Raw genomic sequence first — 26,432 nt, forward strand, 5'->3', positions numbered from 1 at the left:
TCCTCGGGCGACCGCTGCCGGTGGTGGCCTTACATGTACTGCCCGGGAAGGGAGGTCGAGGCCACGGAAGCCGCCAATCCGCCCGGGTCGATCGAGGAGTTCCTGGCCTGGCAGCCGCGGCCGAGGCGGCACAGCCCCGGGGCGGGGGTGGCGGCCCGGCCCGCGGAGGCGGGTGTCGGCCCGGATCCAGGGGCGGCTGGCGGCCTGGCCCCCAGTGCGGGTGGGCGGCGCCGGATCCGGGGCGGTGGGCGGGGCGGGCGTCAGGCGTGGGCAGCCGCCAGGTGTTTGGCCCGCACCTGGGCGCCCGCCTCGGCCGCGAGAGCCGCCGTCTCCAGCGCGGACTGTCCGGCACCGACGACGATCAGTTCCTTGCCGGAGCAGCGGGTCAGGTCGTGGTGCTGGGAGCTGTGTGAGACGGGGCCGTGGGCCCGTCCGCCGCCGCTTTCGCGAGCACCGCGGGGAGATGGGCGAGTCCCGACAGGCCGGTGGCGACGACGACCGCGCGGGCGGTGAACAACTCTCCCGAGTCCAACTTCAGTTCGAACCCGGCCGCCTTGTCGCGGTCCCCGGAGACCACCCGCACCCGCTCCAGCTCGGGCACCAGCTTCTGCTGGAACCACTCGCCGTAGCCGATGAAGGTCTCCACCGGGATGATGTCCTCGTCGGTCACCAGCCTGCGGATGCACGCCGCGTCGCAGTAGTCGGCGAGGGTGTGCCCGCGCTGCGGGCAGTCGAGGTTGGAGGCGGCGGGCGTCGACTTCAGGAGCATGCCCTCGGGCATGTGGTCGCGCCAGCTGACCATGGGGTCGCCGAAGACCCGGACGGGGATGCCGCGCGCCCGTAGATGGGCGGCGGTGGACAGGCCGAAGGGCCCGGCACCTATGACTGCTACCGGTTGGATCACGAAGTCCCTCCCCAGGAACGTGGTGCCTACTTCGTGGAGGTGCTGGAGCCGCGGCGGTTGGTGCGCCACAGCTGAAAGAGGTGCTTCGCGCCCGGACGCACGAAGCGGGCGAGCATCGTGACGAACGGCAGTGGGTCGTCACCCGCGAGCCAGGCCAGTTCGGTCCCGCTCGGCCGTTCGGGTGCGTGCGGTGTCGTATAGCCGCTGCGGCGGTAGGCGAGGAGGGCGGGCAGGTCGATGTTCTCCACGACGTACCGGTGACCGGCGCGCTGTTCCCCCTCCGGAACGCGGCGCCCGGTCAGGTCCAGGTGCATGGCGCGGACCACGTCCACCCCCGACTCGCTCTCGAAGAGCCGGAACTGGGCGCCCATGCGCGGGTTGAAGTCGAGCAGCTTGTACTGCCTGTCGCGGCGGTCGAAGCGCAGGTCGAGGTCGATGATGCCGCTGAAGCCGATCTGTTTGATGAAACGCGCGGCGAGGTCGGCGAGTTCCGGGTTGTCGACGACGTACGCGTTCGCCGTCATGCCCGCGTGCGGCGGCCAGGAGCGCACCTTGACGCCGGTGAACAGGGCGCGCGGGTTCGAGTCGGCGTCGAAGTAGGCGTGCACGATCCAGTCCTCGGCGTCCTCCCTCGGGAGGTACTCCTGGAGAATGACACCCGGATGGGTGCCCCAGTCACGCGCGAGAGCGAGCAACCCTTCGCGGGTGGCGATCTTCGTCGTGCCGTTGACGGCGGGTTGCGCGCGCCGGACGAACGCCTCGCGGTTCTTGGCGACGATCGGGAAGCGGGCCTTCTCGGCGAAGTCGACGATCTCGTCGTACGACTGCGGGAAGGCGGACGTCGGACTGGGGATGCCGTGTTCCACGCACAGTTCGTGCAGGCCCTGCTTGCTGGCGAGCCGGCGGGGCAGTGCGGACTCCACGCGCGGGAAGAGGAAGCGGTCGCCGAGCGCGTCCTGGTGCTCGGCGATCAGGACGGCGGCCTCCTCGTCGGTGGGGATCAGCACGGTCGGCCGGCCGATGCGGCGGCCGATGCGCAGCAGTCCCTCGACCAGATGAGCCGGTTCCTCGGCGCCCGTTGTCGGCCACACGAACGCCCGTTTGAGGTAACGGGAGGAAGCCGCCGGTGTGTAGGCGTCCTCCGTGATCGCGTACATGGGAACGCCCAGCCGGCCCAGGCTGCGAATCGCGCCGACCCCGCCATGGTGCAGCGGATAGTCGCCGAACTTGACGATCAGGCCCGGCACGTCGCGATCCGCTTCGAACGGCATGCTGACGGCATTCCTGGCCACGGGTCCCCCCACGTGTCCCCCCTACGGACCGGACCCACCCCGCCCGTGTCCCCCAAAGGACGCTAAGCCGGAATTGACCCCTCTGACAAGGCCTATTCGGACATTGCGAACTCTTTAGACACTGCCACGACAGCCAACTCACCCGTAACGTGTGGCGCGACCACATGGAATGCCGCGCAACGCCATAGCAACGTCACCACATACTTGGCCCAGCGCGACACGGATGAGAGCGAGGCAGCCACCCCATGCCCCCCTTGCCCCCCTTCGAGGTCCCCGAGGGTGACCCCTTCGGCCCGCACAATCTCCCGTATGGCGTGTTTTCGACGCCCGAGAGCACGGAACGGAGGGTCGGCGTCCGCCTCGGCGACCACGTCCTGGACGCCGGCGCCGCGGCTCTCGCGCTCGGCTCCCCGTACGCGTCACTGCTGGCCCGCCCGACCCTCAACCCACTGCTGGCCGCGGGACGCACCACCTGGTCGGACGTACGGCGCGCCCTGACGGCCTGGGTGACCGTGCCCGCTCACCGCGAGGCACTCGAACCCCTCTTCCACCCGCTGTCCGCGGTGACCCTGCATCTCCCCTTCGAGGTCGCCGACTACGTCGACTTCTACGCCTCCGAGAACCACGCCCGGAACGCCGGCCGCATCTTCCGCCCCGACGCCGCCGAACCGCTCACCCCCAACTGGAAGCACCTGCCGATCGGCTACCACGGCCGCGCGGGCACGGTCGTGGTGTCGGGGACGGACGTCGTACGGCCGTCAGGCCAGCGGAAGACCACTCCGGACCCCTCGGAGGCGCCGGTGTTCGGCCCGTCGGTCCGGCTGGACATCGAAGCCGAGGTGGGCTTCGTCGTCGGCGCGCCCTCCGAGCAGGGGCGGCCGGTGGCGCTGAGCGACTTCCGGGAGCACGTGTTCGGACTCACTCTCCTGAACGACTGGTCGGCGCGCGACATCCAGGCCTGGGAGTACGTCCCGCTCGGCCCGTTCCTCGGCAAGTCGTTCGCCACCTCGGTCTCGGCGTGGATCACCCCGCTGGACGCGCTGGAGGACGCACGGGTCGCCCCGCCGCACCGGACGCATCCGCTGCTGCCGTATCTCGACGACTCCGCCGAGGAGCCCGCGGGCTACGACCTGCGGATGTCGATCGCGATCAACGGTCAGGTGGTGTCCGAGCCGCCGTTCTCCACCATGTACTGGACCGCCGCGCAGCAACTCGCCCACCTGACCGTCAACGGCGCCTCACTGCGCACCGGCGACCTGTACGGCTCCGGCACGGTGAGCGGTACGGACCCCGGGGAGCTCGGGTCGCTCCTGGAGCTCACCTGGAACGGGCGGGACCCGCTCGAACTCCCGGACGGCAAGCGGACGTACCTGGAGGACGGCGACGTGGTGACGCTGACCGCGTGGGCACCGGGCCCGGGCGGAAGCCGGGTGGGGCTCGGGGAGGTCAGCGGGCGGATCGTGGCGGCGTGAGAGGCGGTCGGGTCGGGGAGCGCTTGCAGGAGTACGGCCGCGCCGACTGCCGGGGTTTGGGCAGGAGGGTACCCGGATCCTCGTCGGCACCTGACTCGGGGTGCTCCGTCCCGTCATACTGACGGGACACGCACCATGCGATGCGCCCGCACGCGCACCATGCGAGGCGACGGCGCACGCATTACGTGGTGCGTCGGCGCACGCACCCTGTCGCGCAACGGCGCATCACCCCCGCACCACCCACCACCCGCGCACCTCTCCGATCAGGAAACGGAGCCTCGGCATGACCGTCTGCCTGCTCCTGCTGAGCGTCGTCGCCCTGACGGCCGCGGTGCCCGCGCCGCGTGCGCTGGTGCAGGCCCTGTGGCCCGAACGGGAACCGGTGGTCGCGCTGTGGGTCTGGCAGTGCCTGGTCGCCACCGTGCTGATGTGCTGCCTGACCGCACTCGTCCTGGGCGCGGCGGCCGTCTTCCACACCGTGCGCGACCGGGTGTTCGCGCCGGCGCCACCGGCGGTCGCCGCGGCGTACGACCTCTCCGTCGCGCCCCTGTGGGCGGTCGCCCTCACGGTGCTGCTCGCCTGCGGGGCCGCGTGGACGACGGCGATGCTCGCCCGCGAACTGGTCGAGGCCCGGCGGCGCCGCGACCAGACCCGCGCACACCTGCGCGAACGGGCACCGGAACTGCCGGCCGGGCTGCCTGCGGCACGCGGACCGATGCTGGTGCTGGAGGACGAATACCCGGACGCCTGGTGGATGCCCGGGCATCCACCGCAGCTGGTCGTGACCACCGGGGCACTGCACCGCCTCACCGACCACCAGCTCGACGCCGTACTCACCCACGAGCGGGGCCACGCTCGCGCCCACCACGACTGGCTGCTCCACCTGTCCAGCGCACTGGCCACGGGCTTCCCGCGGGTGCCGCTCTTCTCCCACTTCTGCGACCAGACCTACCGGCTCGTCGAACTCGCCGCCGACGACGCGGCATCCCGCCGCTGCGGCCACCTCACGACCGCACTGGCACTGATCGAACTGAACCAGCACCGCGGAGTCCTGTCCTGCGCGTCGAGTCGCCGACTGCTCGGCGAGCGGGTCGACCGCCTCCTGGAACCACCACCACGGCTGCTGCGCCGCCAGCGGGCCCTGACGACGACAGTGGCCGCACTGGTACCCCTGCTGCCCCTGCTGATCACGTTCGCACCGGGGCTGACGGCACTCGGGTAGGGCACCTGCCGCCGGCGACCTGCCGGACGCGGGGAACTTCGACCAGACCCGTGAACGGTTGACCGAGTTCGTGTCGATGCGCGGGCGATCGGCTTCAGGCATGGAAGCGGCCGGCCTGGAGGACGGCTTCGGGGCCGGGTCGGGCTATATCCAGTCGTCCGGCTCCGGCTCCGCGTCCATCTCGGGCCAGTGGTCCTCGTCCCCGGTCCCCGCCGCCGCAGGGGCCGGGGAGGACGGTGCCGTCAGGGAGGCCAGTACCCCGAGCACGCCCTCCCCGTACGTCATGAGCTTCTTCTCGCCGACGCCGCCGACCGTGGCCAGTTCGGCGATCGTCTCGGGCCATCGGCCGACGATCTCCCGGAGCGTGGCGTCGTGGAAGATCACGTACGCCGGTACGCCCTGTTCGCGGGCCTGTTCGGCACGCCAGGCGCGCAGTGCCTCGAAGGCGGGGAGCAGGTCCTCGGGCAGCTCTGCCACAGCTGCCTTCGCCTTGCCCTTGCCGGAGGACCCGGAGGATCCGGACGTCCCGGAGGACCGGGAGACCACCGGTTTCTTCGGCTCCTTGCGGAGTGGAACGTCCCGTTCCCTCCGCAGTACCGTGCCACTGGCCTCGGTGAGCACCAGCGTGCCGTATTCGCCCTCGACGGCCAGCAGTCCCTGGGCGAGCAGTTGCCGGACGACGCTTCGCCATTCACCTTCGTCGAGGTCGGTGCCGATACCGAAGACGGACAGCTGGTCGTGGTCGAACTGTATGACCTTGCCGGTGCGCTTGCCGAGCAGGATGTCGACGATCTGGACGGCGCCGAACTTCTGCCCGCGTTCGCGCTGCAGTCGTACCACCGTGGAGAGGACCTTCTGGGCGGCGACGGTGCCGTCCCAGGTCTCCGGCGGGATGAGGCAGGTGTCGCAGTTGCCGCAGCCCTCCCGAGCGGGTTCCTGGCCGAAGTAGTTGAGCAGTTGTCCGCGGCGGCACTGGGCGGTCTCGCACAGGGCGAGCATGGAGTCGAGGTGGGCCTGGGCGCGGCGGCGGAACGCCTCGTCGCCCTCGCCGGACTGGATGAGTTTGCGCTGCTGAATGACGTCGTTGAGGCCGTAGGCCATCCAGACGGTGGAGGGCAGGCCGTCGCGACCGGCGCGGCCGGTCTCCTGGTAGTAGCCCTCGACGGACTTGGGCAGGTCGAGGTGGGCGACGAAACGGACGTCGGGTTTGTCGATACCCATGCCGAAGGCGATGGTGGCGACCACGACCAGGCCGTCCTCGCGCAGGAAGCGGGACTGGTGGGCCGCGCGGGTGCCCGCGTCCAGGCCGGCATGGTAAGGGACGGCATCGATGCCGTTGCGGGTCAGGAATTCCGCTGTGGACTCGACCGACTTGCGGGAGAGGCAGTAGACGATGCCCGCGTCACCTTCGTGTTCCTGGCGGAGGAAGGTGAGCAGCTGCTTCTTGGGGTCGGCCTTGGGGATGATCCGGTACTGGATGTTGGGCCGGTCGAAACTGGCCACGAAGTGCCGGGCGGCAGGCATGTGCAGCCGCTGGGTGATCTCCTCGTGGGTCGCGTGGGTGGCGGTGGCCGTGAGCGCGATGCGCGGGACGTCCGGCCAGCGCTCGCCGAGGAGGGAGAGGGACAGATAGTCGGGGCGGAAGTCGTGGCCCCACTGGGAGACGCAGTGCGCCTCGTCGATCGCGAAGACGGCGATCTTGCCGCGGGCGAGCAGGTCCAGCGTGGAGTCCAGGCGCAGCCGCTCCGGCGCCAGGTAGAGCAGGTCGAGCTCTCCGGCGAGGAACTGGGCCTCGACCACGCGCCGCTCGTCGAAGTCCTGGGTGGAGTTGACGAACCCGGCGTTCACACCGAGGGCGCGCAGGGCGTCCACCTGGTCCTGCATGAGTGCGATGAGCGGTGAGACCACGATGCCCGTACCGGGTCTGACCAGGGCGGGGATCTGGTAGCACAGTGATTTTCCGCCGCCGGTGGGCATGAGGACGACGGCGTCCCCGCCCGCGACCACATGCTCGATGATCGCTTCCTGCTCGCCGCGGAAGGCGTCGTACCCGAAAACCCTGTGCAGCGTGGCCAGTGCCTCGCTGTCCGCCGGTCCGGGCGGCTGCCGCGTCCCCGGCGGCTCGGTCGTCCCTGGCATCTCGTCGGTTCCGCCCGTCCCACCCATCGTCGTGTCCCCCGTACGTCGTCCCTCGACCACTGCCCCCACGATAGAGGCATGGACCGACAGCGCCGGAGTTATCCACAGGCCCGCCGTCCGTAGGAGTGTGCGGGGCGGAACCCCCCTGTTCGGCGGAGTCCTCAGCCCTTTGGCCGTCCTCAGCCCTTTGGCCGTCTTCGCGTGGCGGCCCGGAAGCGGCGCGGGCCATGCTGCACGGGCGGGACCGGGGAGGCCCGCCCTGTACGGAGGCACCGCACCCGCGTGCCTCTTCGGCCCCAAGGAGCATCAGGATGTCTCTCAGGTCCCGCACCGCCGGCGCCGTTCTGGCGTTGGCCGTGCCGTTCGCTCTGGCCGCGGTTCCCGCCGACGCGGCTCCCGTCCCCGTGGCCGACCCGTTCATATGGACGGATCTGACCCCGACGTACACGGCGACGACGGACTACCAGTACGAGCCGTTCGCGATCACGGACGGGTACACCCCCACCGGTGGCTGCGCCCATGACACCCAGACCGGCAAGGGAGGCTCGGGCTACCACTACGTCAACGCTGCGAACATCGGCAGCCTCGACCCGGCCGAGCCCGCGGGTCTTCTCTACGAGACCGACAGCGACGGCGGCCACGCCCTGGTGGGGGCGGAGTGGATCGTGCGCGCCGGCACCGGTAGCGCCGCGCCGACACTGTTCGGGCAGACGTTCCAGGGGCCGGCGGAACTGGACGGCGTGGGTTCTGTGTACACGCTGCACGCCTGGATCTGGAAGGACAATCCGAGCGGTCTGTTCGCGCCGTGGAACCCGATGGTGACGTGCTCGTAGCCACAGCCGTGGCCGACGCGGTGCCGAGCCGTGCCGTGCCCGTAGCCCTGTAGCCCGTGCTGCGCACGCGCGCGTGGGCCCCGGTTCCTCGCGAGGAACCGGGGCCCACGGTACGGGAACGGGTCAGCGCACGAACACTCCGGCCTGGCTCGCCAGGTCCAGGAAGTACTGCGGTGCCACACCGAGCACCAGTGTGACCGCGACGCCGACGCCGATCGCCGCCATGGTCAGCGGCGACGGGACGGCGACCGTGGGGCCGTCGGGCCTGGGCTCGCTGAAGAACATCAGCACGATCACGCGGATGTAGAAGAAAGCGGCGATCGCCGACGAGATCACACCGATGACGACCAGCGGGGCGGCCCCGCCTTCCGCCGCCGCCTTGAACACGGCGAACTTCCCGGCGAAGCCGGAGGTCAGCGGGATACCGGCGAAGGCGAGCAGGAACACCGCGAAGACGGCTGCGACCAGCGGCGATCGGCGGCCGAGGCCGGCCCACTTGGACAGGTGTGTGGCCTCGCCGCCGGCGTCGCGCACCAGGGTGACCACGGCGAACGCGCCGATGGTCACGAAGGAGTACCCGGCCAGGTAGAAGAGGACGGACGACACGCCGTCCTTCGAGGTCGCGATGACACCCGCGAGGATGAATCCGGCGTGGGCGATCGACGAGTACGCGAGCAGTCTCTTGATGTCGGTCTGGGTGATCGCGACGATCGCGCCGCCCAGCATGGTGATGATCGCGACGCCCCACATGACCGGCCGCCAGTCCCAGCGCATGCCGGGCAGGACGACGTACAGAAGTCGCAGCAGTGCGCCGAAGGCTGCCACCTTGGTCGCCGCGGCCATGAAGCCGGTCACCGGGGTGGGCGCGCCCTGGTAGACGTCGGGGGTCCACATGTGGAAGGGGATCGCGCCGACCTTGAAGAGCAGGCCCATGACGACCATCGCGGTGCCGATCAGGAGCAGCGCGTCGTTGCCCATGGTGCCGGCGAGGGCGGGGTCGATGTTGGTGACGGTGCCGTCGACGACCTGGGCGATGGTGGCGTACGAGACCGAGCCGGCGTAGCCGTACAGCAGGGCGATGCCGAACAGGGTGAACGCGGAGGCGAAGGCGCCGAGCAGGAAGTACTTGACCGCGGCTTCCTGGGACATCAGGCGCTTGCGGCGGGCCAGGGCGCACATCAGGTAGAGCGGGAGGGAGAAGACTTCCAGGGCCACGAAGAGCGTCAGCAGGTCGTTGGCCGAGGGGAAGACCAGCATGCCGGCGACGGCGAAGAGGAGCAGTGGGAAGACCTCGGTGGTGGTGAAGCCCGCCTTCACCGCGGCTTTCTCGCTGTCGCTGCCGGGCACGGAGGCGGCTTGTGCGGCGAATGAGTCGACGCGGTTGCCGTGGGCGGCCGGGTCGAGGCGGCGTTCGGCGAAGGTGAACAGGCCGAGCAGGCCGGCCAGCAGGATCGTGCCCTGCAGGAACAGGGACGGTCCGTCGACGGCGATCGCGCCCATGGCGGCGATGTGCGCCTTGGTGGTGCCGTATCCGTCCGCGGCCAGTGCGACGACTGCCGCGAAGGCCGCGCACAGCGCCACGGCGGAGACGAAGACCTGCGCGTAGTAGCGGGACTTGCGCGGGACGAACGCCTCGACGAGCACTCCGACGATCGCCGCGCCGAGGACGATCAGGGTGGGTGACAGTTGCCCGTATTCGATCTTCGGCGTGTCGATCTTCGAGATCGGCTCGGCCGCGGTTGTCCACAGGCTGTGGACGGCTGCTGCGCTCACTTGGCCGCCTCCACTGCGGGCTTGGGATCGGTCTTGTGTACGTCCGACATGGTCTGCTTGACCGCCGGGTTGACGATGTCCGTGACGGGCTTCGGATAGACGCCCAGGAAGATCAGCAGGACGATCAGCGGGGTGACGACGACGAGTTCACGCGCGCGTAGGTCGGGCATCGCGGAGACCTCCGGTTTCACCGGGCCCGTCATCGTCCGCTGGTAGAGGACGAGGGTGTAGAGCGCGGCGAGGACGATGCCGAAGGTGGCGATGATGCCGAGGGCCGGGTAGCGCGTGAACGTGCCGACCAGGACCAGGAACTCGCTCACGAACGGTGCGAGACCCGGCAGGGACAGGGTGGCCAGGCCGCCGATCAGGAAGGTGCCGGCGAGTACCGGGGCGACCTTCTGCACACCGCCGTAGTCGGCGATGAGCCGCGAGCCGCGCCGGGAGATCAGGAAGCCGGCGACCAGCATCAGCGCGGCCGTGGAGATGCCGTGGTTGACCATGTAGAGGGTGGCGCCGGACTGGCCCTGGCTGGTCATCGCGAAGATGCCGAGGATGATGAAGCCGAAGTGCGAGATGGACGCGTAGGCGACCAGGCGCTTGATGTCGCGCTGGCCGACGGCGAGCAGTGCGCCGTAGATGATGCTGATCACGGCGAGCACGAGGATGACGGGTGTCGCCCACTTCGAGGCCTCCGGGAACAGCTGGAGGCAGAAGCGGAGCATCGCGAACGTGCCCACCTTGTCGACGACCGCCGTGATGAGGACGGCGACGGGGGCGGTGGACTCCTGCATGGCGTTGGGCAGCCAGGTGTGCAGCGGCCACAGCGGCGCCTTCACCGCGAACGCGAAGAAGAAGCCGAGGAACAGCCAGCGTTCGGTGCTGGTCGCCATGTGCAGCGAACCGTTCGCGCGGGCCTGTGCGATCTCCGCGAGGGAGAAGTTCCCGGCGACCACATAGAGGCCGATGACCGCGGCCAGCATGATCAGACCGCCGACCAGGTTGTAGAGGAGGAACTTCACGGCGGCGTACGACCGTTGGGCCGCCGCGTTCTCGTCGGAGCCCGCGTGGGCGCGGTCGCCGAAGCCGCCGATGAGGAAGTACATCGGGATCAGCATGGCTTCGAAGAAGATGTAGAAGAGGAAGACGTCGGTGGACTCGAAGGAGATGATCACCATCGCCTCGACGGCCAGGATCAGGGCGAAGAAGCCCTGTGTCGGCCGCCACCGCCTGTTGCCGGTCTCCAGCGGGTCGGCGTCGTGCCAGCCCGCCAGGATGATGAACGGGATCAGCAGCGCGGTCAGCGCGATCAGGGCGACCGCGATGCCGTCGACGCCGAGGTCGTACCTGACTCCGAAGTCCTTGATCCAGGGGTGGGACTCGGTGAGCTGGTAGCGGGAGCCGCCCGGGTCGAAGCGGACCAGGACGACGATCGCCAGCACGAGCGTGCCGAGCGAGACCAGCAGCGCGAGCCATTTGGCGGCGGTGCGCTGGGCGGCCGGTACGGCGGCCGTGGCGACCGCCCCGACGGCCGGGAGCGCCGCCGTCGCTGTCAGCAGAGGAAAGGACATCGGTATCAGACCGCCCTCATCAGCAGGGTCGCGGCGACCAGGAGGGCTGCGCCGCCGAACATCGAGACCGCGTACGAGCGCGCGTAGCCGTTCTGGAGCTTGCGCAGCCGACCGGAGAGCCCGCCGAAGCCCGCCGCCGTGCCGTTGACGACCCCGTCGACCAGGGTGTGGTCGACGTAGACGAGGGAGCGGGTGAGGTGTTCGCCGCCGCGGACCAGGACGACGTGGTTGAAGTCGTCCTGGAGGAGGTCGCGGCGGGCCGCGCGGGTGAGCAGCGAACCGCGCGGGGCGACGGCGGGGACGGCGCGGCGGCCGTACTGCAGGTAGGCGATGCCGACGCCGATGATCAGGCAGACCATGGTGGCGCCGGTGACGGTGGCCGCGCTGAGCGGGGAGTTGCCCTCGCTGTGGCCGGTGACCGGCTCCAGCCAGTGCAGGAAGCGGTCGCCGATGCTGAAGAACGCGCCGCCGAAGACCGAGCCGATCGCCAGGACGATCATCGGGATCGTCATGACCTTCGGGGACTCGTGCGGGTGCGGTTCCGCGTGCTCGCCGCGGTGTTCGGCGGCGGGCTCGGCGCTGGGCGCCTGCGGGGACCGGGTGGGCTGGTTGCGCCAGCGTTCCTCGCCGAAGAACGTCATCAGCATCACGCGCGTCATGTAGAACGCGGTGATGGCCGCGCCGAGGAGGGCGCAGGCGCCGAGGATCCAGCCCTCGGTGCCGCCCTTGGCGAACGCCGCCTCGATGATCTTGTCCTTGGAGAAGAAGCCGGACAGGCCCGGGAAGCCGATGATCGCGAGGTAGCCGAGGCCGAAGGTGATGAAGGTGATCGGCATGTACTTGCGCAGGCCGCCGTACCTGCGCATGTCGACCTCGTCGTTCATGCCGTGCATGACGGAACCGGCGCCGAGGAACAGCCCGGCCTTGAAGAAGCCGTGTGTCACCAGGTGCATGATCGCGAAGACGTAGCCGATCGGGCCGAGGCCGGCGGCGAGCACCATGTAGCCGATCTGCGACATGGTCGAGCCGGCGAGGGCCTTCTTGATGTCGTCCTTCGCACAACCGACGATCGCACCGAACAGGAGCGTGACGGCGCCTACGACGGTGACGACCAACTGGGCGTCGGGGGCGGCGTTGAAGATCGCTCCGGAGCGGACGATCAGGTAGACGCCGGCGGTCACCATGGTCGCCGCGTGGATGAGGGCCGAGACCGGGGTCGGGCCCTCCATGGCGTCCCCGAGCCAGGACTGCAGCGGTACCTGGGCGGACTTGCCGCAGGCGGCGAGCAGCAGCATCAGGCCGATCGCGGTAAGCCTGCCCTCGGAGGCGTCGGTCGCGTGGCCGAGGACGGGGCCGAAGGCGAACGTGCCGAACGTCGTGAACATCAGCATGATCGCGATCGACAGGCCCATGTCGCCGACCCGGTTGACCAGGAAGGCCTTCTTCGCCGCGGTGGCCGCGCTGGGCTTGTGCTGCCAGAAGCCGATCAGCAGGTAGGAGGCGAGGCCGACGCCCTCCCATCCGACGTACAGCAGCAGGTAGTTGTCGGCGAGGACGAGCAGCAGCATCGCCGCGAGGAACAGGTTGAGGTAGCCGAAGAAGCGGCGGCGGCGCTCGTCGTGCTCCATGTACCCGACCGAGTACAGGTGGATGAGCGAACCGACGCCGGTGATCAGCAGGACGAACGTCATCGACAGCTGGTCGAGGCGGAAGGTGACGTCCGCCTGGAAACCGGCCACCGGCACCCAGCTGAACAGGTGCTGCATCAGGGTGCGGTGTTCGGGGTCCTTGCCCAGCAGACCGGCGAAGAGGATCACGCCGAACACGAAGGAGGTCGTCGACAGGAGCGTGCCAATCCAGTGGCCGACGGCGTCCAGGCGGCGGCCGCCGACCAGGAGGACGGCCGCTCCGAGCAGCGGCGCCGCGATCAGCAGCGCAATCAGGTTCTCCACGATTCAGCGACCCCTTACAGCTTCATCAGGCTGGCGTCGTCGACCGAGGCCGAGTGGCGGGTACGGAACAGCGACACGATGATCGCGAGCCCGACCACGACCTCCGCGGCGGCGACGACCATCGTGAAGAAGGCGATGATCTGGCCGTCGAGATTGCCGTGCATCCGGGAGAAGACGACGAACGCGAGGTTGCAGGCGTTGAGCATCAGCTCGATGCACATGAAGACGACGATCGCGTTCCGTCTGATCAGCACACCGGTGGCGCCGATCGTGAACAACAGGGCGGCGAGATAGAGGTAGTAGACCGGGTTCACTTCGACGCCTCCTCGGGCCGCTTGAGGTTCTCCGGCTCGATCGGGGTCCGCTCCAGCCGTTCCTCGGCGCGCTGTTCCAGGGCCCGCAGATCGTTGAGGGCCTCCGCGGACACGTCACGGATCTGGCCGCGGTCGCGCAGCGTCTTGTTGACCGTGAGCTCGGAGGGGGTGCCGTCGGGCAGCAGGCCGGCGATGTCGACGGCGTTGTGCCGGGCGTAGACGCCGGGGGCGGGCAGCGGCGGTACGTGCTTGCCCTCGCGGACTCGCTGTTCGGACTGCTCGCGCTGGGTCCTGGCGCGCTCGGTGCGCTCGCGGTGGGTGAGCACCATGGCGCCGACGGCCGCGGTGATGAGCAGGGCGCCGGTGATTTCGAACGCGAAGACGTACTTGGTGAAGATGAGGGCGGCGAGGCCCTCCACATTGCCGTTGGCGTTGGCCTGGCCGGTGCCGGCGAAGTCCTTCAGGGAGGCGTTGGCGATGCCCGCGAACAGCAGGACTCCGAAGCCGACACCGCAGAGAAGGGCCAGCCAGCGCTGGCCCTTGATGGTCTCGGTCAGGGAGTCGGCGGCGGTCACGCCGACCAGCATCACCACGAAGAGGAACAGCATCATGATCGCGCCGGTGTAGACGACGATCTGCACGATGCCCAGGAAGTAGGCGCCGTTGGCGAGGTAGAACACCGCCAGGACGATCATGGTGCCGGCGAGGCAGAGAGCGCTGTGCACGGCCCGCTTCATGAAGACGGTGCCCAGGGCGCCGATCACGGCGACGGTGCCGAGGATCCAGAACTGGAAGGCCTCGCCGGTGGAGGTGGCGTATGCGGCGAGCTGTGGGCCCATCATGCGTCCACCTCCTCGTCCTTGGCCGCGCCCGAAGGGCCGGCCGACGGATGCGGCTCGCCCTGATGCGGCTCGCCCTTGGAGACGGCCGCCTGCTGTACGGTCCCGGGCGCGGCCTCGGTCACCAGGCCCCGGTAGTAGTCCTGTTCGTCGGTACCGGGGAAGATCGCGTGCGGGGTGTCGACCATGCCGTCCTCAAGGCCGGCGAGCAGCTGTTCCTTGGTGTAGATGAGGTTGGCGCGGCTGGTGTCGGCCAGTTCGAACTCGTTGGTCATCGTGAGCGCGCGCGTGGGGCACGCCTCGATGCACAGGCCGCACAGGATGCAGCGGGCGTAGTTGATCTGGTAGACGCGGCCGTAACGCTCGCCCGGCGAGTAGCGCTCCTCGTCGGTGTTGTCGGCGCCCTCGACGTAGATGGCGTCGGCGGGGCAGGCCCAGGCGCACAGTTCGCAGCCGACGCACTTCTCCAGGCCGTCCGGATGGCGGTTGAGCTGGTGCCGTCCGTGGAACCGCGGGGCCGTGGTCTTCTTCTGCTCGGGGTACTGCTCGGTCAGCCGCTTCTTGAACATGGCCTTGAAGGTCACGCCGAAGCCGGCCACGGGGTTCAGGAAACCGGGCTCGGTCTCCTTGGGCTCCTCAGCCATCGGACGCCTCCTTTCCATCCGTAGGTCCGTCACTGACAGTGTCCGGTCCGCCACTGACAATCAGCTCCCGTTCCCGGCGCGGGCTGCGCCGGGGCACCGGCGGCAGCTCCTGTCCGGGCAGCGGCGGTACGGGGAATCCGCCTGCCATCGGGTCGAACGCGACCGGTTCCGCGGTGGGCTGCGCGGCCTCCTTGCCGCCCTTGTCGCGGAACATGTCGACGACGAACGACAGGAGCAGCAGGGCGAGGACTCCGCCGCCGACGTAGAGGGCGATGTCGGCGAAGCCGTAGTTCTCGTTGCGGAGGGTCCGTACGGTGGCGACGAGCATCAGCCAGACGACCGAGACCGGGATGAGGACCTTCCAGCCGAGCTTCATCAGCTGGTCGTAGCGCACGCGCGGGAGGCTGGCGCGCAGCCAGACGAAGACGAACAGCAGCAGTACGACCTTGGCTACGAACCAGAGCATCGGCCACCAGCCGTGGTTGGCACCCGCCCAGACGGTGCTGATCGGCCAGGGGGCGCGCCAGCCGCCCAGGAACAGGGTGGCCGACACGGCGGAGACCGTCACCATGTTGACGTACTCGGCGAGCATGAACATCGCGAACTTGATCGACGAGTACTCGGTGTTGAAGCCGCCGACGAGGTCGCCCTCGGACTCCGGCATGTCGAAGGGGGCGCGGTTGGTCTCGCCGACCATGGTGACGACGTAGAGGATGAACGAGACCGGCAGCAGCAGGATGTACCAGCGGTCGTGCTGCTGGGCGACGATCGTGGACGTCGACATGGAGCCCGAGTACAGGAACACCGAGGCGAACGCGGCGCCCATGGCGATCTCGTAGGAGATCATCTGGGCGCAGGAGCGCAGGCCGCCGAGGAGCGGGTAGGTGGATCCGGAGCTCCAGCCGGCGAGGACGATGCCGTAGATGCCGACGGAGGCGACCGCGAGGATGTAGAGCATCGCGATCGGCAGGTCGGTGAGCTGCATCGTGGTGCGGTGGCCGAAGACGGAGACCTCGTTGCCGGCCGGGCCGAACGGGATGACCGCGATGGCCATGAACGCCGGGATGGCCGCGACGATCGGCGCGAGGATGTAGACGGCCTTGTCCGCGCGTTTGACGATGACGTCTTCCTTGAGCATCAGCTTCACACCGTCGGCGAGCGACTGGAGCATGCCCCAGGGGCCGTGCCGGTTGGGGCCGATGCGCAGCTGCATCCAGGCGATGACCTTGCGCTCCATGACGATGGAGATCAGCACGGTCACCATCAGGAAGGCGAAGCAGAAGACCGCCTTGATGAAGACCAGCCACCAGGGGTCGCGGCCGAACATGGAGAGGTCTTCAGCAGCGAGGTACGGGTTCATGCCTCCACCTCCTTGGGGGCCTCACCGGCGGTGGCCGCCGGGCCGATACGGACCAGGGCGCCGGGCAGCGCCCCGGTGTCGGAGGCGACGCCGCCGCCCACGGAGTTCAGCGGGAGCCAGACCACGCGGTCGGGCATCTCGGTGATCTTGAGCGGGAGTTCGACGGTGCCGGCGCCCGAGGTGACGGCGACGAGGTCGCCGTTGTCGATGCCGGCCTCGGCGGCGGTCGCGGCGGACAGGCGTGCGTGGGCGGCGTGCCGGGTGCCGGCGAGGGCCTCGTCGCCTTCCTGGAGGACGCCCTGGTCGAGGAGGAGCCGGTGACCGGCGAGCACGGCCTCCCCGGCCGCCGGCCGTGGCAGCGGTCCCGCCGTCTCCAGCGGTTCGGAGGCCTTCGGGCCGTCCCAGGCGCCGAGCCGGTCGAGTTCCGCGCGCGTGGTGCGCAGGTCGGGCAGGCCGAGGTGGACGTCCATGGCGTCGGCGAGCATCTGCAGCACGCGCGCGTCGGTGGGCGCGAGCCGCCGGGCCATCTGCTCGGGCTTGAGCGCGGCCTCGAAGAACCGCACCCGGCCCTCCCAGTTGAGGAAGGTGCCGGCCTTCTCGGCGACGGCGGCGACCGGGAGGACCACGTCGGCGCGCTCGGTGACCTCGCTGGGCCGCAGCTCCAGCGAGACCAGGAAGCCGACGGCTTCGAGTGCCGCACGCGCGCGTGCCGGGTCGGGCAGGTCGGTGACCTCTACGCCGGCGACCAGCAGGGCGGAGAGTTCGCCGCGGGCGGCGGCCTCGACGATCTGGCCGGTGTCGCGGCCGTAGCGGAGCGGGAGTTCGGACACACCCCAGGCGGCGGCGACCTCGTCACGCGCGCGTGGGTCGGTGGCCGGGCGGCCGCCCGGCAGCAGCGACGGCAGCGCGCCCGCCTCGATCGCGCCGCGCTCCCCGGCCCGGCGCGGGATCCACACCAGCTGTGCGCCGGTGGCGGTGGCGGCCCGTACGGCGGCGGTCAGACCACCGACGACCGACGCCAGCCGCTCACCTACGACGATCACCGCGCCATCGCTGCGCAGTGCCTCGGCGGCCTGTGTACCGGGCTCCTCCAGGCCGACGCCGCTCGCGAGCGCGTCCAGCCATTCGGTCTCGGTGCCGGGTGCGGCCGGCAGAAGCGTGCCGCCGGTCTTCTCCAGGCCGCGCGTGGCGTGCGTGGCGAGCGAGAACACCTTCTGCTTGTGCTTGCGCCAGGCCTTGCGCAGCCGCAGGAAGACGCCGGGCGCCTCCTCCTCCGACTCGAAACCGACCAGCAGGACCGCGGGTGCCTGCTCCAGCGACGTGTAGGTGACGCCCGTACCGTCGAGGTCGCGGCCGCGGCCGGCGATCCGGGCTGCCAGGAAGTCGGCCTCCTCGCTGCTGTGCACGCGCGCGCGGAAGTCGATGTCGTTGGTGTCGAGTGCCACGCGCGCGAACTTGCTGTAGGCGTAGGCGTCCTCGACGGTGAGCCTGCCGCCGGTGAGGACGCCGGCCCGGGAGCGGGCGGCGGCCAGTCCCTGGGCGGCCGCGTCGAGCGCCTCCGGCCAGGAGGCGGGTTCGAGTACGCCCTGGGCGTTGCGGACCAGCGGGGTCTCCAGGCGGTCCTTCTGCTGTGCGTAGCGGAACGCGAAGCGTCCCTTGTCGCAGATCCACTCCTCGTTGACCTCGGGGTCGTTGGCGGCGAGCCGCCGCATGACCTTGCCGCGCCGGTGGTCGGTGCGGGTGGCGCAGCCGCCCGCACAGTGCTCGCACACGGACGGCGAGGAGATCAGGTCGAAGGGGCGGGAGCGGAAGCGATACGCCGCCGAGGTCAGTGCGCCCACCGGGCAGATCTGGATGGTGTTGCCGGAGAAGTACGACTCGAACGGGTCGCCCTCGCCGATGCCGACCTGCTGCAGCGCGCCGCGTTCCAGGAGCTCGATCATCGGGTCGCCGGCGACCTGGTTGGAGAACCGGGTGCAGCGGGCGCACAGCACGCAGCGCTCGCGGTCGAGGAGCACCTGGGTGGAGATCGGGACGGGCTTCTCGTAGGTGCGCTTCCTGCCGTCGAAGCGGGACTCCGTGTTGCCGTGGGACATCGCCTGGTTCTGCAGCGGGCACTCGCCGCCCTTGTCACAGACCGGGCAGTCCAGCGGGTGGTTGATGAGCAGCAGCTCCATCACCCCGTGCTGGGCCTTCTCGGCGACCGGGGAGGTGAGATGGGTCTTCACCACCATGCCGTCGGTGCAGGTGATCGTGCAGGACGCCATGGGCTTGCGCTGGCCCTCGACCTCGACGATGCACTGGCGGCAGGCGCCGGCCGGGTCCAGTAGGGGGTGGTCGCAGAAGCGCGGGATCTCGATGCCGAGTTGTTCGGCGGCGCGGATGACCAGGGTGCCCTTGGGCACGCTGATCTCGACGCCGTCGATCGTCAGCGTGACGAGGTCCTGCGGCGGGACCGCCGCCGTTCCCCCCGAGGAGGGGGAACTCGTGGTCACGGTCATGCGTTCACCTCCGGGCGGTCCGCCCAGGCCGTCGACTTGGCCGGGTCGAAGGGGCAGCCCCGGCCCGTGATGTGCTGTTCGTACTCCTCGCGGAAGTACTTCAGCGAGGAGAAGATCGGTGATGCGGCGCCGTCGCCGAGGGCGCAGAAGGACTTGCCGTTGATGTTGTCGGCGATGTCGTTCAGCTTGTCGAGGTCGGACATCACGCCCTTGCCGGCCTCGATGTCGCGCAGCAACTGCACCAGCCAGTAGGTGCCTTCGCGGCATGGGGTGCACTTGCCGCAGGACTCGTGCGCGTAGAACTCGGTCCAGCGGGTGACGGCACGCACGACGCAGGTGGTCTCGTCGAAGCACTGGAGGGCTTTGGTGCCGAGCATGGAACCGGCGGCCCCCACTCCTTCGTAGTCGAGAGGGACGTCGAGGTGCTCGTCGGTGAACATGGGCGTCGAGGAGCCGCCCGGTGTCCAGAACTTCAGGCGGTGGCCGGTGCGCATGCCGCCGCTCATGTCGAGGAGTTGGCGCAGGGTGATGCCGAGCGGTGCCTCGTACTGGCCGGGGCTGGCGACATGGCCGCTCAGGGAGTAGAGCGTGAAGCCGGGCGACTTCTCACTCCCCATCGACCTGAACCATTCCTTGCCGTTTTGCAGGATGGCGGGAACCGACGCGATGGACTCGACGTTGTTCACAACAGTCGGGCAGGCATAGAGCCCTTCGACAGCAGGGAAGGGGGGACGCAGCCGCGGTTGACCACGGCGGCCTTCGAGCGAGTCGAGCAGTGCGGTCTCCTCACCGCAGATGTACGCGCCGGCGCCGGCGTGCACGGTGAGGTTCAGGTCGAGACCGCTGCCGAGGATGTTCTCGCCGAGGTAGCCGGCCGCGTAGGCCTCGCGCACGGCCTCGTGCAACCGCCGCAGGACGGGGACGACTTCACCACGCAGATAGATGAAGGCATGCGACGACCGGATGGCGTAGCACGCGATCACGATGCCCTCGATGAGGCTGTGCGGGTTCGCGAAGAGGAGCGGGATGTCCTTGCAGGTCCCGGGCTCCGATTCGTCGGCGTTGACAACCAGATAGTGCGGTTTGCCGTCTCCCTGTGGAATGAACTGCCACTTCATCCCGGTCGGGAATCCCGCGCCGCCACGGCCGCGCAGCCCGGACTCCTTCACGTAGGCGATCAGGTCGTCCGGTGACATGGCGAGCGCCTTGCGGAGCCCCTCGTATCCTTCGTGCCTTCGGTAGACGTCCAGCGTCCAGGACCGGTCCTCGTCCCAGAAGGCCGACAGCACGGGTGCGAGCAGCTTCTCGGGGCTGGTGTCCTTGAGATCGGGTACCACCGTCATCACTCCCCCTCCTCGGCGACAGGCCCTGCCGGGTGCGACGGGTCGGAGGCCGAGGTCTCCTGCGGCGCGTCATGGGAACTGAGGTGCTCGGCCGGCGACGGCTCGTGCACCGTCCGGTCCTGCGTCTCCTCCTGCGGACCGCCGCGCGGATGGACCACGCGCGCGGGTGCGGCCTCTCCCCTTGCCAGGTGGAGGCCCACCAGCGACGCGGGTCCCGCGCTCCCGCTCTCCTCGACGGCCCCGGGCCGCTCGTCGGGGAAGCCGGCCAGGATCCGCGCGGTCTCCTTGAAGGTGCACAGCCGGGCTCCGCGCGTGGGCTCGACATCCCGGCCCGCGCGCAGGTCGTCGACCAGGCGCCTGGCGCTCGCCGGGGTCTGATTGTCGAAGAACTCCCAGTTGACCATCACGACCGGCGCGAAGTCGCAGGCCGCGTTGCACTCGATGTGCTCCAGGGTGACCCTGCCGTCGTCGGTGGTCTCGCCGTTGCCGACGCCCAGGTGCTCCTGGAGGGTCTCGAAGATGGCGTCGCCGCCCATCACCGCGCACAGTGTGTTGGTGCAGACGCCCACCTGGTAGTCGCCGGAGGGCTTGCGCCGGTACATGGTGTAGAAGGTGGCGACCGCGGTGACCTCCGCCGTGGTCAGCTCCAGCACGTCGGCGCAGAACCGCATCCCGGTGCGCGTGACGTGTCCCTCCTCCGACTGCACGAGATGCAGCAACGGCAGCAGGGCGGACCGGGAGTCGGGGTAGCGCGCGATGATGTCGCGCGCGTCCGTCTCCAGTCGGGCCCGGACGTCGTCCGGATACGCGGGCGCGGGCAGCTCGGGCATGCCCAGGCTGACGCCCCGCTCCGAAGAAGAGGTGTTCACCGGTCGACGCCTCCCAGTACCGGGTCGATGGACGCGATGACGACGATGACGTCGGCCACCTGGCCGCCCTCACACATCGCCGCGATGGCCTGAAGGTTGGCGAAGGACGGGTCACGGAAGTGGACCCGGTAGGGGCGGGTGCCGCCATCGGAGACGACGTGCGCCCCGAGTTCGCCCTTGGGTGACTCGATGGCCGTGTAGACCTGTCCGGGCGGGACCCGGAAGCCCTCGGTGACCAGCTTGAAGTGATGGATCAGGGCCTCCATGGAGGTGCCCATGATCTTCTTGATGTGGTCGAGGGAGTTGCCGAGTCCGTCCGGTCCCAGGGCGAGCTGGGCGGGCCAGGCGATCTTCTTGTCGGCGACCATGACCGGTCCGGGCTGGAGCCGGTCCAGGCACTGCTCGACGATCCTGAGCGACTGGCGCATCTCCTCCAGGCGGATCAGGAAGCGGCCGTAGGCGTCGCAGGTCTCGGCGACGGCGACATCGAAGTCGTAGTTCTCGTAGCCGCAGTAGGGCTGGGACTTGCGCAGGTCGTGCGGCAGGCCGGTGGCGCGCAGGATGGGGCCGGTGGCGCCGAGGGCCATGCAGCCGGCCAGGTCGAGGTAGCCGATGCCCTGCATACGGCCCTTGAAGACGGGGTTCCCGGTGGCGAGCTTGTCGTACTCGGGGAGGTTCTTCCGCATCTTCTTGATGAACTCGCGGATCTGGTCCACCGCGCCGGGCGGCAGGTCCTGGGCGAGTCCGCCGGGACGGATGTACGCGTGGTTCATCCGCAGGCCGGTGATGAGCTCGAAGAGGTCGAGAATCATTTCACGATCACGGAATCCGTAGATCATGACCGTGGTGGCGCCCAGCTCCATGCCGCCGGTGGCGATGGCGACCAGGTGCGAGGAGATCCGGTTCAGCTCCATCAGGAGCACCCGGATGATCGTGGCGCGGTCGGGGACCTGGTCCTCGATGCCGAGGAGATTCTCGACGGCGAGACAGTAGGCGGTCTCGTTGAAGAAGGACGTCAGGTAGTCCATGCGCGTGACGAAGGCGGAGCCCTGCGTCCAGGTGCGGTACTCGAGGTTCTTCTCGATGCCGGTGTGCAGATAGCCGACGCCGCAGCGGGTCTCGGTGACGGTCTCGCCGTCGATCTCCAGGATCAGCCGGAGCACCCCATGGGTGGAGGGGTGCTGGGGACCCATGTTGACGACGATGCGTTCGTCGTCGGCGCGGGCCGCGGACTGGACGATCTCGTCCCAGTCGCCACCGGTGACCGTATATACGGTGCCCTCGGTGGTCTCGCGCGCCGAGGCGGTCGACGCGGCGGATGCTGACTGTGTGCTCACGAGTACGACCTCCGCTGGTCCGGAGCCGGGATCTGGGCGCCCTTGTACTCGACGGGGATGCCGCCGAGGGGGTAGTCCTTGCGCTGCGGATGGCCCTGCCAGTCGTCCGGCATGAGGATCCGGGTCAGGGCCGGGTGACCGTCGAAGACGATCCCGAAGAAGTCGTAGGTCTCCCGTTCGTGCCAGTCGTTGGTCGGATACACGGAGACCAGGGACGGGATGTGCGGGTCGGCGTCCGGGGCGCTGACCTCGAGGCGGATCAGCCGGTTGTGGGTGATCGAGCGCAGGTGGTAGACGGCGTGCAGCTCGCGGCCCTTGTCGTGGAGGTAGTGGACACCGCTGACGCCGGTGCACAGCTCGAACCGGAGCGCGGGGTCGTCACGCAGGGTGCGGGCGACGCGCAGCAGGTGCTCGCGTTCGATGTGGAAGGTGACCTCGCCGCGGTCGACGACCGTCTTCTCGATGGCGTTGCCGGGCAGCAGCCCCTGCTCCTCCAGGGCGCCCTCCAGCTCGTCGGCGACCTCGTCGAACCAGCCGCCGTACGGGCGGGTCGCCGGTCCCGGGAGCCGGACCGAGCGGACCAGACCGCCGTAGCCGGATGTGTCGCCGCCGTTGTTGGCGCCGAACATGCCGCGCTGGACGCGGATCTCCTCGCCGCCCTGGCCGCGCTGGCCGGGGAGGTTGTCGGCGGCCAGGTCCTTCTCGGGGTTGACCCCGTTGTGGCCGTTCGCGTCGCTCACCGCAGCAGCCCCTTCATCTCGATCGTGGGCAGCGCCTTGAGCGCCGCCTCCTCCGCCTCGCGGGCCGCTTCCTTCGCGTTGACGCCGAGCTTGGAGCTCTGGATCTTCTGGTGGAGCTTGAGGATCGCGTCCATCAGCATCTCGGGGCGGGGCGGGCAGCCGGGCAGGTAGATGTCGACCGGGACGATGTGGTCGACGCCCTGGACGATGGCGTAGTTGTTGAACATGCCGCCCGAGGAGGCGCAGACGCCCATGGAGATCACCCACTTGGGGTTGGGCATCTGGTCGTAGACCTGCCGCAGGACGGGCGCCATCTTCTGGCTGACCCGGCCGGCGACGATCATCAGGTCGGCCTGGCGCGGTGAGCCGCGGAAGACCTCCATGCCGAACCGTGCGAGGTCGTACCGGCCCGCTCCCGCCGTCATCATTTCGAAGGCGCAGCAGGCGAGGCCGAAGGTGGCGGGGAAGACGGACGCCTTGCGCACCCAGCCCGCGGCCTGCTCGACGGTGGTCAGCAGGAAACCGCTCGGCAGCTTTTCTTCGAGTCCCATGACTTAAAAGCCCCTCAGTCCCATTCCAGGCCGCCGCGCCGCCAGACGTACGCGTAGGCGACGAAGACGGTGAGCACGAAGAGCAGCATCTCCACGAGCCCGAAAACACCCAGGGCGTCGAAGGTGACGGCCCAGGGGTAGAGGAAGACGATCTCGATGTCGAAGACGATGAAGAGCATCGCCGTCAGGTAGTACTTGATCGGGAAACGCCCGCCGCCGGCCGGCGTGGGGGTCGGCTCGATTCCGCACTCGTAGGCTTCGAGTTTGGCGCGGTTGTACCGCTTCGGACCGATCAGCGTGGCCATGACCACGGAGAAGATCGCAAAGCCTGCCCCGAGGGCTCCCAGTACGAGGATGGGCGCATACGCGTTCACCGCTCCTCGCTCCTCTCAGTCGGCACTGACTGGTGGCGGTTCGGCCGGGCTCCCACTTGCCTCATCCGTCACACGAACCCCGCGCGTCCCGGGCGAAGATCGCGAACATGTGAAGCAGGTCACAAGCCCAGCTGCCTCGCATCTTATGCCCGTCGCTCTGTGATCTGCGACACGGGGTATTACACAAGCTTTGTGATCTCCACCACCTGACGATCGATCATGAAGGCGGATGAGTGGTGATCTTCATACCGGAAGCGTTCAGCTGATCACCAGAGGTGACAATTTCGACCGTCGGCGCAGGCGGGAGAGGGTCCAGAGTGGGCGTCTCTATATCAAGAGGGTTCCTCTGCATGCAAATTCGCGATGGACCGACCGCCTTGATAGAGGACGGCATTCACACATCAGAGGGAGGGGTGGGGGGCGATGTGGACGCGTGCACACGTTCACGAACTCGGGCGGGCTCGACGCACACACGAGACGCACCCCTCCCGGTAACCGTTCCGTGACCTCCGCCACACCGATGAGAGACCTCTGAGAACCGGGCTTGGCCAATCACCTCAACCGATGGTAAGCGGGGAGCAATTCGGACGTTATGACGAAAGAACGTGATCACAGGCTTGATCACGGGCGCCCGCAATGTCCGTTACGGCGTCAATAAGGAATGACACGCGAGGGATTCGCGACCCTGATTGAACAACTGTGGCGCACCACACGTTTCTTGAAGATATGAAGGAGCCCCTGGTACCGGTTGTTCCCATGTCCCACACCGCTCACATACGCAGCCACCGGAAACCCCGCCGCAGCGCGACGACAAGCATCGCCGTGCGCGCCGGAGTTGCCAGTGGCGTCCTCGGCATGGCAGCGGCGGGCGCGGCCTCGGCGAGTGCCGCCGAACCCGTGACGCAGACGCTCGAACTGCCCACCCTGACGGCCGATCTGGCCACCCAGGTGGCCCAGTCCGCCGACGCCACACAGCAGGCCGCGGCGAACTACGCGCTCCAGGCCGAGCGCGACGCGGCCGCCGCAAAGGCCGCGAAGCAGGCCAAGTCGGACCTCGCCGAGGCGAAGAAGAAGGCCGAGGCCAAGACGAAGGCCGAGGAGGCGCGCAAGAAGGCCGCTGAGCGCGCCGCCTCGCGCAGCGCCGAGCGGACCACGCTCAGCGCCACCTCCACCAGCTCCAGCGTCTCCACGAGCACCTCCACGGCGACCGGTTCGGCCGCCGCAGTGGTCGCCTTCGTGAAGGCACAGATCGGTGACGCCTACGTCTCCGGCGGCACGGGCCCCAACTCGTGGGACTGCTCGGGTCTCGTGCAGGCCGCCTTCAAGTCGGTCGGCGTCAGCCTGCCGCGCGTCTCCCAGGACCAGTCGACGCAGGGCACCCAGGTTTCGCTGAGCGACCTGCAGCCCGGCGACATCCTCTACTGGGGCAGCTCCGGCAGCGCGTACCACGTGGCCGTGTACGTCGGCGACGGGATGTTCGTCGGCGCGCAGAACCCCTCCAGCGGCGTCGGAGAGCACCCGCTGTCGTACGACCCGCCGACCGGCGCGGTGCGGGTGCTCTGACAACAAGGGCAACCCGGGGCAACCTGAGGCAACTCGGGCATCGCACAAGCACGGTAGGGCCGCAGCCGCTCGGGGGCAGCGGCCCTTCCGGCGTATCCTCACGCGACGGCCGCCGGGGTTATCCACAGGGCCGCCCGCGATCCGGTGACTCCTGGGATCCTCGATGCATGCCGCTCGCACGGAGCGGCCCGAGACCCGAGAAGGGGACATCGCGATGCCACGCGTCTTCGTCCAGGGAAACCCCATGGACCACTACCCCCGTCACGCCCCGGAAGCCCGGCGGGGTTCGGTGCGCCGGATCACCGAGACCGGTGAGGAAGTCCTGCACAAGCCGTGCCGGGACGTCACGGAGTTCGGGCCCGACCTCGCCGCACTCGTCGACGACATGTTCCTCACGATGTACGTCGCCGAAGGAGCCGGCCTCGCGGCCAACCAAGTCGGGGTCGATCTGCGGCTGTTCGTGTACGACTGCCCCGACGACGACGGTGTCCGACATGTCGGGCACATCGTCAACCCTGTGCTGGAGACGCAGGGCCCGGCCGGGCGGCGGCTGCTCGACGACAGTGAGGGCTGCCTGTCGGTGCCGGGTGCCGTCATGGAGGTACCGCGCCCTGACCGGGCGGTCGTCCACGGGCAGGACAAGGAAGGCAATCCGCTCACCCTTGAGGGAACAGGGTATTTCGCCCGCTGCCTCGCGCACGAGACCGACCATGTGAACGGACGCGTGTATCTCGACCGGCTCTCCGGCCGGGAGCGCAAGAAGGCACTGCGGCAGGTGGCGGCCCGGCGGGAGGAGGTCTACGCCCGCCGGGCCGCCAACGCCGAGGCGCTCACCTCGTAGC

21 protein-coding genes and 1 pseudogene are annotated in these 26,432 nt (G+C 69.3%); 5 read left to right on the forward strand and 17 right to left on the reverse strand.

What is annotated here, in order from left to right:
* Window positions 1-290: 290 nt before the first annotated feature.
* Together ACZ7OO_RS03770 and ACZ7OO_RS03775 are read right to left on the reverse strand one after the other, a co-directional pair.
* Window positions 291-904, reverse strand: a pseudogene (locus ACZ7OO_RS03770) (FAD-dependent oxidoreductase); the annotation flags it as partial.
* Between the two features lie 26 nt (window positions 905-930).
* Entirely contained in the window at window positions 931-2,175 is a 1,245-nt protein-coding gene (locus ACZ7OO_RS03775; RefSeq protein WP_471501096.1) for a carboxylate--amine ligase, read from the reverse strand.
* Window positions 2,176-2,450: 275 nt separating this feature from the next.
* Between ACZ7OO_RS03775 and fahA the strand changes: the two genes are divergently transcribed.
* Window positions 2,451-3,668 (forward strand): fumarylacetoacetase, encoded by a 1,218-nt coding sequence (fahA, locus tag ACZ7OO_RS03780; protein ID WP_471501251.1) that lies wholly within the window; start codon window positions 2,451-2,453, stop codon window positions 3,666-3,668.
* Window positions 3,669-3,951: 283 nt separating this feature from the next.
* A complete protein-coding gene (locus ACZ7OO_RS03785; protein WP_471501098.1) occupies window positions 3,952-4,890 on the forward strand; it encodes a M56 family metallopeptidase in 939 nt (312 codons plus the stop codon).
* Between the two features lie 144 nt (window positions 4,891-5,034).
* Here ACZ7OO_RS03785 and recQ read toward each other — a convergent pair whose 3' ends face one another.
* Window positions 5,035-7,029 carry a DNA helicase RecQ gene (gene recQ, locus ACZ7OO_RS03790; RefSeq protein ID WP_471501100.1) on the reverse strand — a complete coding sequence of 665 codons (1,995 nt, stop codon included), beginning with the start codon at window positions 7,027-7,029 and terminating at the stop codon, window positions 5,035-5,037.
* A 311-nt stretch (window positions 7,030-7,340) separates the two neighbouring features.
* Here recQ and ACZ7OO_RS03795 point away from each other — a divergent pair, with 311 nt between their 5' ends.
* Window positions 7,341-7,862 (forward strand): hypothetical protein, encoded by a 522-nt coding sequence (locus tag ACZ7OO_RS03795; RefSeq protein WP_471501102.1) that lies wholly within the window; start codon window positions 7,341-7,343, stop codon window positions 7,860-7,862.
* A 123-nt stretch (window positions 7,863-7,985) separates the two neighbouring features.
* Here ACZ7OO_RS03795 and nuoN read toward each other — a convergent pair whose 3' ends face one another.
* From nuoN to ACZ7OO_RS03865, 14 genes are read right to left on the reverse strand one after another with little or no spacing between them, the layout of a single operon-like run.
* Entirely contained in the window at window positions 7,986-9,635 is a 1,650-nt protein-coding gene (nuoN, locus tag ACZ7OO_RS03800; RefSeq protein WP_471501104.1) for an NADH-quinone oxidoreductase subunit NuoN, read from the reverse strand.
* Window positions 9,632-11,203 (reverse strand): NADH-quinone oxidoreductase subunit M, encoded by a 1,572-nt coding sequence (locus ACZ7OO_RS03805; protein ID WP_471501106.1) that lies wholly within the window; start codon window positions 11,201-11,203, stop codon window positions 9,632-9,634. The genes nuoN and ACZ7OO_RS03805 overlap by 4 nt, the downstream gene beginning before the upstream one ends.
* A 5-nt stretch (window positions 11,204-11,208) precedes the next feature.
* Window positions 11,209-13,155, reverse strand: a complete 1,947-nt coding sequence (gene nuoL, locus ACZ7OO_RS03810) for an NADH-quinone oxidoreductase subunit L (RefSeq protein WP_471501108.1) — start codon at window positions 13,153-13,155, stop codon at window positions 11,209-11,211.
* 14 nt (window positions 13,156-13,169) lie between these two features.
* Window positions 13,170-13,469, reverse strand: a complete 300-nt coding sequence (nuoK, locus tag ACZ7OO_RS03815; protein ID WP_046726439.1) for an NADH-quinone oxidoreductase subunit NuoK — start codon at window positions 13,467-13,469, stop codon at window positions 13,170-13,172.
* On the reverse strand, window positions 13,466-14,308 hold the full coding sequence (locus ACZ7OO_RS03820; RefSeq protein WP_471501253.1) for an NADH-quinone oxidoreductase subunit J: 843 nt from the start codon (window positions 14,306-14,308) through the stop codon (window positions 13,466-13,468). Before ACZ7OO_RS03820 ends, nuoK begins: the two co-directional genes overlap by 4 nt.
* Window positions 14,308-14,952: an NADH-quinone oxidoreductase subunit NuoI gene (gene nuoI, locus ACZ7OO_RS03825; RefSeq protein ID WP_471501110.1), complete on the reverse strand. Its 645-nt coding sequence runs from the start codon at window positions 14,950-14,952 to the stop codon at window positions 14,308-14,310. Before nuoI ends, ACZ7OO_RS03820 begins: the two co-directional genes overlap by 1 nt.
* Complete coding sequence (nuoH, locus tag ACZ7OO_RS03830; protein WP_471501112.1) at window positions 14,945-16,312, reverse strand: NADH-quinone oxidoreductase subunit NuoH; 1,368 nt, start codon at window positions 16,310-16,312, stop codon at window positions 14,945-14,947. Before nuoH ends, nuoI begins: the two co-directional genes overlap by 8 nt.
* On the reverse strand, window positions 16,309-18,813 hold the full coding sequence (locus ACZ7OO_RS03835) for an NADH-quinone oxidoreductase subunit G (protein WP_471501114.1): 2,505 nt from the start codon (window positions 18,811-18,813) through the stop codon (window positions 16,309-16,311). The genes nuoH and ACZ7OO_RS03835 overlap by 4 nt, the downstream gene beginning before the upstream one ends.
* Window positions 18,810-20,156 carry an NADH-quinone oxidoreductase subunit NuoF gene (nuoF, locus tag ACZ7OO_RS03840; protein WP_471501116.1) on the reverse strand — a complete coding sequence of 449 codons (1,347 nt, stop codon included), beginning with the start codon at window positions 20,154-20,156 and terminating at the stop codon, window positions 18,810-18,812. Before nuoF ends, ACZ7OO_RS03835 begins: the two co-directional genes overlap by 4 nt.
* On the reverse strand, window positions 20,156-21,025 hold the full coding sequence (nuoE, locus tag ACZ7OO_RS03845; RefSeq protein ID WP_471501118.1) for an NADH-quinone oxidoreductase subunit NuoE: 870 nt from the start codon (window positions 21,023-21,025) through the stop codon (window positions 20,156-20,158). The genes nuoF and nuoE overlap by 1 nt, the downstream gene beginning before the upstream one ends.
* Entirely contained in the window at window positions 21,022-22,362 is a 1,341-nt protein-coding gene (locus ACZ7OO_RS03850; RefSeq protein WP_471501120.1) for an NADH-quinone oxidoreductase subunit D, read from the reverse strand. The genes nuoE and ACZ7OO_RS03850 overlap by 4 nt, the downstream gene beginning before the upstream one ends.
* Window positions 22,359-23,102, reverse strand: a complete 744-nt coding sequence (locus ACZ7OO_RS03855; protein ID WP_471501122.1) for an NADH-quinone oxidoreductase subunit C — start codon at window positions 23,100-23,102, stop codon at window positions 22,359-22,361. Before ACZ7OO_RS03855 ends, ACZ7OO_RS03850 begins: the two co-directional genes overlap by 4 nt.
* On the reverse strand, window positions 23,099-23,653 hold the full coding sequence (locus ACZ7OO_RS03860) for a NuoB/complex I 20 kDa subunit family protein (RefSeq protein ID WP_351740869.1): 555 nt from the start codon (window positions 23,651-23,653) through the stop codon (window positions 23,099-23,101). The genes ACZ7OO_RS03855 and ACZ7OO_RS03860 overlap by 4 nt, the downstream gene beginning before the upstream one ends.
* 14 nt (window positions 23,654-23,667) lie before the next feature.
* Window positions 23,668-24,027: an NADH-quinone oxidoreductase subunit A gene (locus tag ACZ7OO_RS03865; protein ID WP_007383963.1), complete on the reverse strand. Its 360-nt coding sequence runs from the start codon at window positions 24,025-24,027 to the stop codon at window positions 23,668-23,670.
* A gap of 756 nt (window positions 24,028-24,783) precedes the next feature.
* On the opposite strand from ACZ7OO_RS03865, the gene ACZ7OO_RS03870 reads away from it, so the two are divergent.
* Window positions 24,784-25,590 (forward strand): C40 family peptidase, encoded by an 807-nt coding sequence (locus ACZ7OO_RS03870; protein ID WP_471501124.1) that lies wholly within the window; start codon window positions 24,784-24,786, stop codon window positions 25,588-25,590.
* Window positions 25,591-25,804: 214 nt separating this feature from the next.
* The gene (def, locus tag ACZ7OO_RS03875; RefSeq protein WP_471501126.1) at window positions 25,805-26,431 is read left to right on the forward strand and encodes a peptide deformylase; all 627 of its coding nucleotides are present in this window, start codon (window positions 25,805-25,807) and stop codon (window positions 26,429-26,431) included.
* Window position 26,432: the final 1 nt, after the last annotated feature.

Source organism: Streptomyces sp. NPDC111744 (genome assembly GCF_055634995.1).

Excerpts from the sequence above, each read along its gene's own strand:
- ACZ7OO_RS03775 (WP_471501096.1), bottom strand. The coding sequence starts at position 2,175 with ATGCCGTTCGAAGCGGATCGCGACGTGCCGGGCCTGATCGTCAAGTTC.
- ACZ7OO_RS03785 (WP_471501098.1), top strand. The coding sequence starts at position 3,952 with ATGACCGTCTGCCTGCTCCTGCTGAGCGTCGTCGCCCTGACGGCCGCG.
- recQ (WP_471501100.1), bottom strand. The coding sequence starts at position 7,029 with ATGCCAGGGACGACCGAGCCGCCGGGGACGCGGCAGCCGCCCGGACCG.
- ACZ7OO_RS03795 (WP_471501102.1), top strand. The coding sequence starts at position 7,341 with ATGTCTCTCAGGTCCCGCACCGCCGGCGCCGTTCTGGCGTTGGCCGTG.
- ACZ7OO_RS03805 (WP_471501106.1), bottom strand. The coding sequence starts at position 11,203 with ATGTCCTTTCCTCTGCTGACAGCGACGGCGGCGCTCCCGGCCGTCGGG.
- ACZ7OO_RS03820 (WP_471501253.1), bottom strand. The coding sequence starts at position 14,308 with ATGGGCCCACAGCTCGCCGCATACGCCACCTCCACCGGCGAGGCCTTC.
- nuoI (WP_471501110.1), bottom strand. The coding sequence starts at position 14,952 with ATGGCTGAGGAGCCCAAGGAGACCGAGCCCGGTTTCCTGAACCCCGTG.
- nuoH (WP_471501112.1), bottom strand. The coding sequence starts at position 16,312 with ATGAACCCGTACCTCGCTGCTGAAGACCTCTCCATGTTCGGCCGCGAC.
- ACZ7OO_RS03835 (WP_471501114.1), bottom strand. The coding sequence starts at position 18,813 with ATGACCGTGACCACGAGTTCCCCCTCCTCGGGGGGAACGGCGGCGGTC.
- nuoF (WP_471501116.1), bottom strand. The coding sequence starts at position 20,156 with ATGACGGTGGTACCCGATCTCAAGGACACCAGCCCCGAGAAGCTGCTC.
- ACZ7OO_RS03860 (WP_351740869.1), bottom strand. The coding sequence starts at position 23,653 with ATGGGACTCGAAGAAAAGCTGCCGAGCGGTTTCCTGCTGACCACCGTC.
- ACZ7OO_RS03870 (WP_471501124.1), top strand. The coding sequence starts at position 24,784 with ATGTCCCACACCGCTCACATACGCAGCCACCGGAAACCCCGCCGCAGC.
- def (WP_471501126.1), top strand. The coding sequence starts at position 25,805 with ATGCCACGCGTCTTCGTCCAGGGAAACCCCATGGACCACTACCCCCGT.